Genomic DNA, 12134 nt, shown 5'->3' with positions numbered 1-12134 from the left:
GGTCGCCTCCTACGGGGCTGTCGTCGCGGTCAAGGCGCCCGCCGCCGGCACGGCGCCGGTCAACGTGCCCGCCACCGGCACGGCGCCGGTGAGCGTGGATGCGTCCGGGGTGCTCCCGGACAGTGAGGTCGCCGGGAGCGTGACCGTCTGCAGCACCACCCCGGGCACACGCGCGAGCGCGACCACGGTCTGGGCTTGCACGAGCGCGGTCAGCGCCACCACCGGCACCGGGACGGCTGCGGCCGCGGCGACCGCGGCCGGTTGCGCGGCGGTGACCGCCCCGACCGTCGCGGCCGGGATCGTGACCGCCAGCGCGAGCACTGCGGGCGCCGCCGTCGACCCGCCCGAGGGCACAGCCGCCGGGATGCCCGCGGCCGCGGCGATCGCGGCCGGGGCCGGGCTCGCACTGCCACCGGCCGACACCACCGCCGCCGGGACACCCGCCACCGCGGCGACAGCATCGGGGGACACCGTGGTCCCCGCGGCCGCGGCCGGGCCGGGGATGCCGGCCACAGCAGCGACTGCCGCCGGGGCCGGTGTCGTACCCGCAGAGGGGGTAGGTTGGGGCACGCCGGCGGTAGCAGCGACCGCTGCGGGGGCGGGGTTCGACCCGAGGCTCACGCCCGCCGCCGGCACACCAGCCGCCGCCGCGATCGCGGCCGGGCTGATGGTCGAGCCGACGCTCGGCGTGACCCCTGGAACACCTGCCGCGCCCTGGATCGGGCTGGCCTGGATGTCGACGTTCCCGCCCGCCGAGATCGATGCTGACGGGACACCGGTCACCGCGGGGACCGCGCTGGCCGTGACCGTCGCCCCGGTGCTCAGGGACGGGCCGGGGACGCCCGCCACCGCGGCGACCACGGCCGGGGCCGGTGTCGTGCCCGCAGAGGGGGTAGGTCCAGGCACGCCCGCCACCGCGGCGACCACGCCCGGGGTCGGGTTGGACCCGGCGGAGTTCGTGGCCGCCGGGATGCCCGCCGCCGCGGCGATCGCCGCAGGGGTGAGGGTCTGGCCGTTGCTGACGACCGGGCCGGGGATGCCGGCCACCACGGCGACCACGCCCGGGGTCGGGTTGGACCCGGCGGAGTTCGTGGCCGCCGGGACGCTCGCCGCCGCGGCGATCGCCGCCGGCGTGAGGGTCTGCCCGTTGGACACCACGACGGTCGGGACGGTCGACACTGCGGCGACCGCCGCCGGTGTGGGACGTGCTCCCGCCGAGGTCACAGCCGTTGGGACGCTGGCCAGCGACTGGACAGCGGACGGGACAACCGTGGACCCGGCGGACTTCGTGGCGGTGGGCACGGTGGTGACCACGGCGATCGCGGCCGGGGTGACCGTGGCGCCGCTACCGCCGAAGAACCCGACCGGGTTCGCCACGATCGTGGTCCCGATGATCGAGCTGGACCCGCCGCCGTTCCCGCTGTCGTCGGTGACCGCGTCCGTGCTGTTGGCCTGGTTGTAGTGCACCAGCCACTTCGGTGGGCTGACGGTCGCCGACCAGTTGCTGTAGCCGGTGGCGAGCGCGTCGATCTCCGCGTTCGACAGCTCGTAGTCCCACACCGCCACACAGGCGATGTCGGCGCCGAGGTACTCAGCGGCGGTGCCCCACCGGCCGACCTGGAGGATGCCGCCGACACCGGGGGTGGACCCGTCCGCGAGCGCGGACGGTGCCGTGACCGTGGTCGTTGACCCGCCCAGGATGACCTTGCGGCCGACCGGGAACGACGCGCCGCCGTTGTCCTTGTGCGCGGCGTAGACCGCCCACCCCTCGGAGGTGGTCAGGTCACCGACGTCACGGGCGGCGACGCCTTGCCCGTAGTTCCATTGGGCGCTGGCGCACTCCATCCACCAGCAGTTGGTGCCGCCGGACTGTCTGGTGTGGACGAACGCGCCGTCCGTGGTGCTCGTGACTGACGCCAGCACGGCGATCGTCAGCGGGCCGGCGTCCAGCCCCTGGAGCGTGGACGGGAGGGTGTGGATGATGTAGTCGCTGGTGCCGTTGAACCTGCGTGCCACGCCTGGCCCCTCCCGTCAGCAGCGCGTTACGGGGTCAGGTCGATGTAGAAGATGCCGTTGGCGTGCCAGGTGATGGCGAGGGTGCCGTTGTTCGTGGAGTAGTCGCCGCCGAAGTTGATCAACGCGATGGCGTTGTTGCCGGCGAGCGCGTCCGCGTAGATCAGCCCGCAGCGGGCCGCGGTGAGCGTGGTCGACGCCACGGAGATGTCGGTGGCGTCGAACGTCGCGGTACCGGAGCCACCGACGAACGTGGTACCGGTGAGCAGCACCCCGCCCGCGGCCCAGTTCGTGCCCGACACCTCGTTGGAGGCGTACACGCCGGCGCCGTACGCGGCCGACGCCGCCGCGGCGTCGAAGTCGGGCGTGATGCTGTTGGAGAACAGCGCCAGCCGGTGGGTATCGAGGTCGAGGTCCAGGGCCAGCTGGGTGGTGTCCAGCGAGTCCACGAACGTCGCGACGAACAGCCCGGAAACGGTCACTGCCATGGTCAGTTGCCCCCGTCGAGGTAGGCGTCGCCGGCGACGCTGACCCCGGCCCGCTCCGACCGCACGACCGCGCGGTACGCCTGCACGGCGTCCACCGCCCGGTCCTTGAAGTCGCGGTTCTCGGGGGACTTGTCGGCGCGGTACGCGTCCTTGGCCGCGGCCAGAGTGGCCAGCAGCTCCTCCTCCGCCGCGCGCAGCTGCGCGTCGGCGTACTCCTTCTGTGCGATCAGGTCGTCCAGGGCGCTCACTGTCGGATCTCCTTGTGCTGGGCCACGACCTGGACCTGTGGCGCGCGCAGGTGCACGTCCACGCGGTCGTCCTTGGTGGCGTGGTGGACGGTGGTGTTGCCGGCCTCGTCGGTCACGGCCTTGACCCGCACCCCGTCCGCCCGCCGGGCTTCCTGGATGCGGTCGCCGCTGCGGCGGGAGATGACCGCCAGGGACCGCAGCTTCTCGATGTCGATCGGGGTGCCTGGGGTGCTCGTGGACATGCCTGTGAAGCCCTTCATCGGGGAGGTCAGTGGGGGTGCAGCCGGGCCGCTCGCCCGACCCGGCTGCACGTCTGTGGGACCGCGGCGTAAGCTCGCCGCCAGGGCGCCGCTGGTACCGATTGCTCACCGGCCATGAGGTGAAGCGGCCCCTGTCCACTCCCTCGAGGTGGCCGCTACGCGCCAGTCCCTGTGACCAGCACGCACCGGCTCAGGGCCGTTGGCGCGTAGCTGGTCGCGTACATCGCGAACCGCCACGACAGCTCCGCCGGGAACATCCGCGAGAGCCGGCCGGTCTCCCGGACCTGCTCACGCTGGTGGCAGAACGCCGCGGTGACCGGGGCGGTGCCAGGGGTGCACCGCGGCGACCCGCAGGGGACGGCACAGCAGCACGGGGGCTGCACATCGTCCTCACTGCGGGGCAGCGTGGAGCACCCGGGACACCCGGCCTCGAACAGCTGCACCCCCAGGTACTCGCCGAGAGGCTCACCAGGGAGCCGCCGCGCGGGGGTGGTGGAGTTCTTGCGGATGACCGCGATCTCCCACCCGGTGGCCCACACGCGGGGCTCCAGGACGCCCGGGGGTGTGACCGGCCCGGAGGACCGGCCCACCTCCGCCCCTCCGGGCCGGGGCATCAGGCGAACTCCTGCCCGCGCTCCAGCGCAGCCACCCGGACCGCGTCCTGGAGGTCCTGCTTGGTGCGGGCCTCCGCGTCATCCGGCTTCCACCCGAGGTGGCGGACGACGTACCCGACCCACAGGCGCTTGGCATCTGACTTCGCCGGCCACGCGGGCAGCGGCTCAGGCAGGGATGACGCCGGGGTCGGGTCGGGGGTGCTGGTGTCGCCGGTCTGGTCCGCCGGCGGGGCGTGCGGGGGCTCCGGTTCCGGGACCGGCTCGAACCAGGGGGTACCGTCCGCGTCCGCGACGCGCTGCAGGTAGCCCTTGTCGAGTCGGTCCTGGATGCCGTCCGGGAGCGGCAGCTTGTGCGGGAACACCGTGCCGCTCTCACCCCGCAGCCAGATCTCGTTCTCCGCTGCTTCCGTCATGTCAGGTCGCCGACGGGACGCGGAAGGCCGTGATCGTGCCGGTGTGACCGGCCGCGATGTCGACCTCCAGCGAGCCGTTGCCCTGGAGGAAGCGGCCGGACTCGAACGGACCGAGGAACACGATCTGGGTGGTCACGTTGCCGATGCCGAGGGTGTAGGTCAGGTCGCCCTGACCGGCCGCCCACGCCGGCGGGTAGTCGCCCGCCTTGACGGTGACGACCTTGGTCGCCGAGGCCGTGTTGGTGACGCGGAGGATGGTCCGCTCCGGGACGGCGTTGTTGATGACGTGGTGGTTGGTGGCGTCGACGGCCGTGCCCGCCGGGTCGGCGAGGGACCCGTTCGCCACGAACGGGGAGTAGGCGACAGGAGTGCGCGCCATGCTGGTGTCCTTTGCAGGAGAAGGGGTGCCGCACCCGCCCGGCCGGGCAGTCCCGGGCCGGGCGGTGTGCGGGCACGAAAAAAGCCGCCCTCAGGCGGCCGCGGTGGTGCGTGGAGTTGCTGTGGGGGCGTCGATCAGGTGATGGACGCGAGCATCGTGGAGATGCCCTCCGGGCGCATGAGCTTGGCGCCGTAGACGAGCAGGCCACGGACGCGGTCGGCGAAGCGCAGCTCGCTGCGCATGGCCTCGGTCTTGGTGATCTGCTCGGCCATGCTGATGGCCGCCCGGGTGCCGGCCATCACGACGTAGTCGTCACCGGTCGGGTTCGGCGCGTTGTTGCTGACGTAGATGTCCGCGCCGAGGGCGCGGCCCACCAGGCCGTTCCACAGGGGCTCCCGGGAACCGCTCGCCGAGAGATCGACGAACTTGTTGTTCTCCAGCAAGATCGAGTGGTACCAGGACGGAACCACGACGTAGCGACCCTGCTTGGGGACGTTCGCCTCGTCCAGCTTGAGCATGACCTTGCGGATGCCGGTGTAGGCGAGGTCGCCCGTGGTGATGCTGACGGTGCCGACCTGGTTGGCGGTGTTCGCGCCGGTGTACAGGTTGGCGACGTACTGGTCCGCCACGTCGGCGAGGCCGTAGGCCGCTTCCGCCATGGCCTCCGGGACGACGTTGCCCCTGGCCTGGAACGCGTCGACGTCGTCGACGGAGAAGGCCCAGTACTTTTCCTGGTCAACGACCAGGGTGCGCTGCGCGTCCGTCAGCTCCTCGTAGGAGATGTCGGCGTTGCGGCCGTAGGTGTTGATGGTCGGGCGGGAGATGCTGGACACCCGGACGGTGTCACCGGCGCTGCGGATTTCGCCCTCGTAGTCCCGGTTCGCCAGGTTGGCGTACACCAGGGACTTCTTGTAGGACGACATGAGCAGGCCGGACCAGATCTCCGGCTTGAACCGGGTGATCGCCATGGACGGCTACCTCTGTTCTCGTGGAAGGGTGTGCGCTCGCGGGTGTTACGCGAGGTGCTTGAGGCGGCCCTCGACCCAGGCCTTCTCGATCTCCTCGGGCGACATGGCCTTGAGCTGCGCTTCGGTGATCGGGACAGGCACGCCACCGCCCACGACCTGGCCCCCGGACACCGCTGGGATCTGGGGCTGGACGTGGGGCTGGCCGTACGCCGGCTGCCCGTAGGGCTGCGCGTACGGCTGGGGGGCGGGCTGTCCCTGGCCCGCGTCCGGCGCGGCGGCCGGCGGGGCGGCGGCGGGATCACCGGCAGGCGCTGCCTGCTGGGGGATCCGGAGCCATGGCTGTGCGGTCACCTGCTCCGTGAGCTTCGCGCCGAGCTCCTGCGCGAAGGTCGGAGACGCGGGGTCGAGCCCCTGGATGGCCTGGTGGAACGGCATCCACCCGAGCACGCGCGCCGGGTCGGCGCCCGCGGCGTGGGCGGTCTGCCAGACGGCCAGCTCGACGCGCGCCTGGCGCGCCGCGGCCTGTTCCTGCTGGACCTGGGCCGCGAGCGCGGCCGGGTCTGGCGGGGTGTTGGGGGTCCCTCCGCCCATCAGCTGCTGCATCTGCGCGAACATCTGCTGCTGCTGCGCCAGCTGCGCCTGCAGATCCCGCTCCACCTGTCGCTGGTGCTGGATCGTCTGCATGGCGCGGGCCGGGTCGAACGGCTGGCCGTCCGGACCGATCATCACCGGCGCTGCCGGGACGGTCGGCTGGGCGGACGCCGCTGCGGGTGCCTGCTGCTGGGTCGGGTCGGGCGCGGGCACAGCTGGCTGGTAGGGCTGCTGTGTCGGCTGGAAACCGGGCTGGGCCGCCGGCACTGCCGGGGGGACCTGACCGGCCGCGGTGGTGGTGCTCGCCGGCGCCGGGCTGCCGAACAGCCCGTAGTCGGCGTCCGCCTGGCGCTGCTGGACCGGGCTCGGGGTCGCGGGTGCCTGCGCGGGCGCTGCCTGCGCGGGCTGGAACGGCTGGGACATGCGAGGGCCCTCCTCGGGCGGATGCAGCACCCCCCCGGTGGCGGCCTCTGGCGCGCCCGGGGTGGTGGACATGGAAAAGGCCCCACACCGGGTGGTGTAGGGCCTTGAGAGGTCACTCAGCGTGCGCCGATTGACCTGGTTTTCGGGTCACAGAGAGGTCGCGGGGGACTCTGACCAAATCCCGGACAATCCGCGAACAATCCGTGAACAATTCGTTTCCGCTGGTGGGGGAACGTCTGACCAAAGGATCGAGGTCTGACCAAACGACGGAGATCAACCGGCCACGCCGTGGCTACGGTTGGTGACGCGGGCCGCGTGACCGCCCAGAACCGTGCGAACGCACTGGTGAGGGGTTCTCCAGGTCGCTACGGCGCGGCCCGCATTTATAAATCCGGGGCCGCCGTGGGGAATACGGAGAACTCCCGGCGAATTCGTGACCTGCGGTTTTGTGGCTATGATCGGCGCGGGCCGTGTAGCTCACGGGCGAGAGCCGTCAGGCCATTGCGGTCGGGTGCAAGGGGCGGTTGGACTCCGTCCACGGCCCACCTACAGCCCGATCATCGCCGCGGCGTCCTCGGCGCGGGCCGGGGGCGGGATGTGCCCCACCCCGATCTGCTCGCGGTACGGCATGCGGGGCAGCTCGTAGTCGGTGATCAGCTGCTCCAGCTCGTCCTCCCACAGCAACCGGCGGCGCACGGCGTCGGCCGCGGCCGCGGGCGTGAGCGCGCTGGCCTCCCGCATCCGCCACTTGCGGATGTACCGCTCGATCTCCCGCTGGCGGGAGCGCGCGAGGTTCCCGATCTCGTCCGCGGTATGGTCTGGGCGCAGCGGGGTCCGCCCGTGCAGGTACGAGCGCAGCTCATGACAGCAGTTCGGGTGAAACAGCCCGGCCAGTTGGGCCTGTTCCACGGTGGCGACCACGTTCACGGTGCCCCACCGGCCGGACTTGAGCGACAGCACGCGGCGGGGCCCGGCCGGGCCCGCGATCGACAGCACGCGGTGCTCGAAGGGCCGGCACAGCTTGCACTCCCCGGCCCGGTCGTTCACGTACAGCAGGTCGTTCCCGGCTGCCTCGTTGGCGTCGACCACGCCCTGCGCGATCGCGCGCGTGGCCGCGGTCCTGGAGGTCATCTCGACGTACGAGGCGAGGGACCAGCGGTGCCCGCGCTTGTCGATGTAGCAGGTGATGCCCCGGTCGGACAGGGCCTGCCACGCGGACTGTGCGGCGGTGCGACGGTCGATCCCGCCGGCGAGGTGACGGGCGGTGGCCCCGGCGATAGCCTGCCGGTACAGAGAGACCGTGGCGGGGAGGATCGCGCGATGCGCCTGTCGGACCTCATGGACTACTGCGTTGGCAAGCGCCTGGACGCTGAGGGCGCGGCCTGGGTCGTCATGCCCTACCTCGCGAGCCAGCCGGCGTACCTCTTTGCCCGCCCCTCGCTCACTGCGGCCCAGGACATCGGCGAGGACGTCGGCGAGGTCGGCGACGGCGGCCGCGTTCCCGGAGTCGTAGGCGGTGACGACCAGCTCACGGACGGCGGCGGTCCCGGCGACGTCGAGCCCGGCGACCACCGCGGCGGCTGACCGGCGCACCAGCTGGACGTCGGCGAGGCGCCGCATGGCCCAGTCGGGTGCGTCCAGGTTGCGGTTGAGGCGGCGGGTGATGATGCGGATCAGGGCGGTCTCTGCCTCGCGGTAGATCTCCGCTACGGCGTCCGCGAGGTCATCGGCGAGGTCCACGGGCATGGGCACGGGGACCTCCCGGGTGTCAGGTGATGTTGTTGTCCCGCTTCCACTGGTTCAGCGAGTCGACCAGCTGCTGGTTCAGCTCGTCGTCCGTGCTGGGGGGCGCGGACACGAGGTAGGCGTGCTCGTTGAGGTCGCTTTTGCCGTCGAGCTCGTGGGGGTGGGAGTGAGCGGGGTTGCCGGCGACCTGGTCGCCGTACCGGTCGGCGTGGGCGTAGGCGGCGCGTTCGGCTTCCGCGTGCAGGTCGTTGAGGTCCATCGGTCCTCCTGGCGTGGTGGGCAGGTCCCCCTCAGCGTACCGCAATACCACGGAAACACGCGAGCGTGACCCGCGTGTTTCCGTGGTATGTCACAGTGTTTTGAGGCCGAACCAGTTCGCGCCGAGCATGATCTCCTTGCCCAGCCACGTCTCAGCGCCGGGCGTCCAGCCGAGCATCGCGATCTCCAGCGGCGGCGGGAACGTGGGGCTGCCCCAGTTGTCCTCGCGCATCCGCTGCATCAGGGACGACAGCTCCTGCTTCTGCTGGTCCGTCAGGTCCCGCTGGATGCCGTCGTCACCGGACAACGCGAGCGCCAACCGCCTCTGGACGTTCTGGGTGTTGCTCCACCCCTTGTCCGGGTGCCACCCATAGCCCTGCTTCGCCCACGCGTACCCGCCGACGTCGATATCGGCATACAGCTGGACCTCGGTGAAGCCCTGGGACCGATAGAGGTCCTCCATCCGCCGGTTCCAGCGGCTGGCGAACCCTCCACCCCGGACGTTCTCGTTGATCTGGAAATAGGAGTGCTCCACCCGGTTGGGCGCCCCGTTGATGCCCATCAGGAAGATCCGGGTGGCCTCACCGACCTCGTTCCCCTGGCTGTCCCGGATGGTGTAGGTGGCCTCCATCAGGCCCCCGATCCCCCGCTGGTTCTGGAAGATGTCGGCCTCGTCGAGGATGACCGAGTCCAGCTCCGCCTGGAGCCCGGTGTCGGGGTCGGTGAAGCTGGTGTGCTCCCGCATGAACTCCGCCGCGTCCTCGTTGAACGCGCGGACCGAGTCCGGGTCCTCCATGTCGACCTGGCCCATCTCGTCCAGCAGCCCGCCAGCCGGCGGGCCGCTCTCCTTCGGGCCCAGCCCCATGCCCTTGAGCACGGTCCGGACGTCGTCCGGGGTGACCGCACCACGCTCCGCCTGCGCGGTCATGGCGTCCAGCGCCCGGTTCGTCGCCGGGGTGCCGTCGCCACGCGCCCGCGCGTCCGCCAGCTGCTGACGCATGTCCGCCAGGTCCGCCTGGTGCCGCTCGGACAACGCCGGCGGCACGGCAGGTGCCTGGAGCGCCTGGGTGTGCGCGTCGGACACTGCGCGGCCCACCGCGTCCGGCTCCAGCAGCTGGGGCCCGGCACCGGTCCGCATGTTCTCCGCCCGGGTCGCCAGATCGGTGTCCCCTGCGGCCGCGGCCCGGTCTCTGACCTTCGCCAGCTGCTCCGGGGTCATCGCGCCCAGGTCGGTGGTCCCCGCCTCCTCGTGCATCATCTCGGAGCGCCACCGCGCCCGCTGGACCACGCTCATCCTGGCCACGTCCACGCCAGCCGGGGCGGGCGCGGGCGCGCTGGGTGTGGACGTCGTTGCGGGCGTCTGTTCCGCCCGGGCGCGCTCGACCTGGACCGTCGGCGGTGTCTCCCCGCGGGTTGCGCGGGACGACGCGCGCGGCCGCCGTGCCGGCGCGGCCTCGCGGGTGCCCAGGACCACGCCGGCGAGTTCCCACCCGCCACCGGGGGTGGCGCGGGCCGCCCCGATGGCGACCTCCGCATCCCGGGCGAGGGTGACCTCACCGGTGGACGGGTCCACGATCGCCGGCGTCCCGGCCGGGACCGCCATCGTGATCCGCACCTCGCCGGGCCCGGCCGGGTCGCTGTCGCCGTACTGCGCCGAGGTGTACCCGGCGTCCCGCAGGCTGCGGCCCACGAGCGCGTCGACGAGCAGGTCCTCACGACCGAACACCTCCCGCGGGATGCGCCGGGTCACGGTGATCGGTTCCGGGAGCGGGCTCATCGCAGCGTCGATCTGCACCACGTCCCGCGGTGTGCCTCCTTGCCGCAGGGAGGCGTTGACGCTCTGCCACCCGCCCGCACGGAACCGGTCGACGGCGGCGTTGCCCCTGGAGGCGTCCAGGCCGGCCAGGAACGCGCGCTGCTCGCCCTTGTCCAGGCGGACGGTAGGCCGGTGACCGGAAACGATCTCCCGCGCCCGGTCCACGTCCTTCTGCTTCAGCAGCGAGGTGGCCGATTTTGTCCACCGGCCCTTGGCGTCGCGGCGCTGGAACCGCCAGTGATCGTTCCCCCGGCGGGTCACTTGCTGCCCCCGGGCGGTGTCGGCTTGGTCGCGCCGGTCGGGTTCGTGCCCGGCAGCCCGGCCGGCTTGCCCTGGCCCGGCTTCCCCGGCACGCCCGGCTTGCCCATACCCGGGAGGACCGGCGGCAGCGCCATCTCCTCCTTCTGCATGGCGGTGCCGATCTCCTCCTTGATCTTCTCGACCTCTTCCTTGACCTGGGTGTCCTCCCAGCCGGGGTGCGCGGTCCGCACCCGCGTATCGATCGAGGCCGCCTCCGCCTGGAACAGCGCCAGGGCGGTCTGGGCGAGCACCAGGGGCTGCTCCTGGACCTGCTCGCCGAAGTCGATCTCAGGGCGTTCCGCCTTGACCCCGCTCCCGAACACGAGGGCGTCGAGCATCAGGTACGTCTCGATCAGGCCTTCCAGGGCATCGCCCCAGTACAGGGCCTTCTTGTCCCTGGTTTGGTTGGACCGGCGGTTCTTGACGTTGGTCTCGGTCGCGGTGGTCTCCACCGTGCTGTCGTCGCCGAGCACGCTCTGGGAGCTGTAGCCGGCCGACCGCACGATCTGGTTCATCAGGTCGGTGGCGATCAGCAGGTGGTCCTGCGCGCGGATCGCGAACTGCACCTGGGCGATCGTGGCCGCGCGCTCCGGGGAGTCGATCGCGGAGATCGGGGTGAAGATCTGCCGGTCGCTCTCGAACCGGCTGCCGTGCCCCGCGCCGTTGCTCTGCAGGTACGACTCCGGGACGACCAGCCGGGACTTGCCGTGGTCCAGGTCCCGCATGACCGACGTGTATGTCTCGTCCAGGGCATCGAACAGGGTGATGATGCCGGGGGAGTAGTCGGAGCGCCCCCAGTTGGAGGCGCGGTCCAGGCGGTTCGGCAGCCCGTTCGGGACGTACGCCGCGGTCATCCGGCGGTCGATCGTGGGCACGATCGGCTGGAGGCCGGCGGTCTCCGGGTGCGCTTCGAGGGGCAGCGGCCAGCCGAGCTCGTCCTCTGTGCCGTTGTAGAGGCCGTGCAGGATCCGGCCGGGCTCGTGCCGCTCCAGGTGCCGCCACCGCTGGCCCTTGTCCTCGTGCACGATCTGGTGGAACGTGACCGCCGTCAGGATCCCGAACCGGAACTCGGGCAGGGCGACGTCGGCGTGCACGGGGCGCAGGAACGGGTAGGGGGCGAGGTTCTTGTCCCAGGTGATGACCATGTACACCCCGCCAAGGGGTGCTTGGACCTCAGCGCCCTGCAGCAGCTTGGCGTGCAGCCCCGACTTGCCGGCCACCTCGTCCCACCGCTTCTGGGTGGCGGTGTCCTCGAACACCACCCGCGGGGGCTCCGCGAACAGCAGCTCGGAGGACACGACGGCGAGGTCCTCGGCCGCCGGAAGGTGCAGCTTGTGCGGGAAGTCCCCCTGTGGCGTGGGCTTGCCCCACCACATGCGCGCGATCGTGCCCATCAGCCCGCCGCGGTGCTGGCTGGGGTGGTTGCGGGGGGTGTCGAACCGGCGCTCGCTGTAGGTGGTGCCGTACCGGCCGCCGCCGTACACGTTGGCGAGCCGGTCCGGGTCGCCGGCGTACCAGGCGTCGTAGACGCCCATCAGCTCCAGCTGGTCCTTCACGTCCTTCGGTGGCCACTCGAAACCACGCCCACCCTCGGGCAAACCGGCCATCAACGACTCC

General features: G+C 71.8%; 13 protein-coding genes. All 13 read right to left on the bottom strand.

Features of this window, described 5'->3' with window-relative positions; genetic code table 11:
• Positions 1-9: 9 nt before the first annotated feature.
• Positions 10-2016 (bottom strand): hypothetical protein, encoded by a 2007-nt coding sequence (locus ACZ6TV_RS46260; RefSeq protein ID WP_465306404.1) that lies wholly within the window; start codon positions 2014-2016, stop codon positions 10-12.
• A gap of 26 nt (positions 2017-2042) precedes the next feature.
• The gene (locus tag ACZ6TV_RS46255) at positions 2043-2501 is read right to left on the bottom strand and encodes a hypothetical protein (protein WP_465306402.1); all 459 of its coding nucleotides are present in this window, start codon (positions 2499-2501) and stop codon (positions 2043-2045) included.
• 2 nt (positions 2502-2503) lie between these two features.
• A complete protein-coding gene (locus ACZ6TV_RS46250) occupies positions 2504-2749 on the bottom strand; it encodes a hypothetical protein (protein WP_465306400.1) in 246 nt (81 codons plus the stop codon).
• Positions 2746-3009, bottom strand: coding sequence for a hypothetical protein (locus ACZ6TV_RS46245; RefSeq protein WP_465306399.1), 264 nt, complete (start codon positions 3007-3009; stop codon positions 2746-2748). Before ACZ6TV_RS46245 ends, ACZ6TV_RS46250 begins: the two co-directional genes overlap by 4 nt.
• A gap of 155 nt (positions 3010-3164) precedes the next feature.
• Complete coding sequence (locus ACZ6TV_RS46240) at positions 3165-3623, bottom strand: hypothetical protein (protein WP_465306397.1); 459 nt, start codon at positions 3621-3623, stop codon at positions 3165-3167.
• On the bottom strand, positions 3623-4036 hold the full coding sequence (locus ACZ6TV_RS46235; protein ID WP_465306395.1) for a hypothetical protein: 414 nt from the start codon (positions 4034-4036) through the stop codon (positions 3623-3625). The genes ACZ6TV_RS46240 and ACZ6TV_RS46235 overlap by 1 nt, the downstream gene beginning before the upstream one ends.
• A gap of 1 nt (position 4037) precedes the next feature.
• Complete coding sequence (locus ACZ6TV_RS46230; protein ID WP_465306393.1) at positions 4038-4415, bottom strand: hypothetical protein; 378 nt, start codon at positions 4413-4415, stop codon at positions 4038-4040.
• Positions 4416-4549: 134 nt separating this feature from the next.
• Entirely contained in the window at positions 4550-5383 is an 834-nt protein-coding gene (locus tag ACZ6TV_RS46225) for a phage major capsid protein (protein ID WP_465306391.1), read from the bottom strand.
• 45 nt (positions 5384-5428) lie between these two features.
• The gene (locus tag ACZ6TV_RS46220) at positions 5429-6397 is read right to left on the bottom strand and encodes a hypothetical protein (protein WP_465306389.1); all 969 of its coding nucleotides are present in this window, start codon (positions 6395-6397) and stop codon (positions 5429-5431) included.
• Between the two features lie 546 nt (positions 6398-6943).
• Entirely contained in the window at positions 6944-8143 is a 1200-nt protein-coding gene (locus ACZ6TV_RS46215) for a phage minor capsid protein (RefSeq protein WP_465306514.1), read from the bottom strand.
• 22 nt (positions 8144-8165) lie between these two features.
• Entirely contained in the window at positions 8166-8402 is a 237-nt protein-coding gene (locus tag ACZ6TV_RS46210) for a hypothetical protein (protein ID WP_465306387.1), read from the bottom strand.
• 90 nt (positions 8403-8492) lie between these two features.
• On the bottom strand, positions 8493-10478 hold the full coding sequence (locus ACZ6TV_RS46205) for a hypothetical protein (protein ID WP_465306385.1): 1986 nt from the start codon (positions 10476-10478) through the stop codon (positions 8493-8495).
• The gene (locus ACZ6TV_RS46200) at positions 10475-12124 is read right to left on the bottom strand and encodes a hypothetical protein (RefSeq protein ID WP_465306383.1); all 1650 of its coding nucleotides are present in this window, start codon (positions 12122-12124) and stop codon (positions 10475-10477) included. The genes ACZ6TV_RS46205 and ACZ6TV_RS46200 overlap by 4 nt, the downstream gene beginning before the upstream one ends.
• Positions 12125-12134: the final 10 nt, after the last annotated feature.

This window comes from Dactylosporangium sp. NPDC051087, assembly GCF_055586325.1.
This window is presented reverse-complemented; position numbering and strand designations above follow the sequence as displayed.

Excerpts from the sequence above, each read along its gene's own strand:
- ACZ6TV_RS46255 (WP_465306402.1), bottom strand. The coding sequence starts at position 2,501 with ATGGCAGTGACCGTTTCCGGGCTGTTCGTCGCGACGTTCGTGGACTCG.
- ACZ6TV_RS46245 (WP_465306399.1), bottom strand. The coding sequence starts at position 3,009 with ATGAAGGGCTTCACAGGCATGTCCACGAGCACCCCAGGCACCCCGATC.
- ACZ6TV_RS46240 (WP_465306397.1), bottom strand. The coding sequence starts at position 3,623 with ATGCCCCGGCCCGGAGGGGCGGAGGTGGGCCGGTCCTCCGGGCCGGTC.
- ACZ6TV_RS46235 (WP_465306395.1), bottom strand. The coding sequence starts at position 4,036 with ATGACGGAAGCAGCGGAGAACGAGATCTGGCTGCGGGGTGAGAGCGGC.
- ACZ6TV_RS46230 (WP_465306393.1), bottom strand. The coding sequence starts at position 4,415 with ATGGCGCGCACTCCTGTCGCCTACTCCCCGTTCGTGGCGAACGGGTCC.
- ACZ6TV_RS46225 (WP_465306391.1), bottom strand. The coding sequence starts at position 5,383 with ATGGCGATCACCCGGTTCAAGCCGGAGATCTGGTCCGGCCTGCTCATG.
- ACZ6TV_RS46220 (WP_465306389.1), bottom strand. The coding sequence starts at position 6,397 with ATGTCCCAGCCGTTCCAGCCCGCGCAGGCAGCGCCCGCGCAGGCACCC.
- ACZ6TV_RS46215 (WP_465306514.1), bottom strand. The coding sequence starts at position 8,143 with ATGCCCGTGGACCTCGCCGATGACCTCGCGGACGCCGTAGCGGAGATC.
- ACZ6TV_RS46210 (WP_465306387.1), bottom strand. The coding sequence starts at position 8,402 with ATGGACCTCAACGACCTGCACGCGGAAGCCGAACGCGCCGCCTACGCC.
- ACZ6TV_RS46200 (WP_465306383.1), bottom strand. The coding sequence starts at position 12,124 with ATGGCCGGTTTGCCCGAGGGTGGGCGTGGTTTCGAGTGGCCACCGAAG.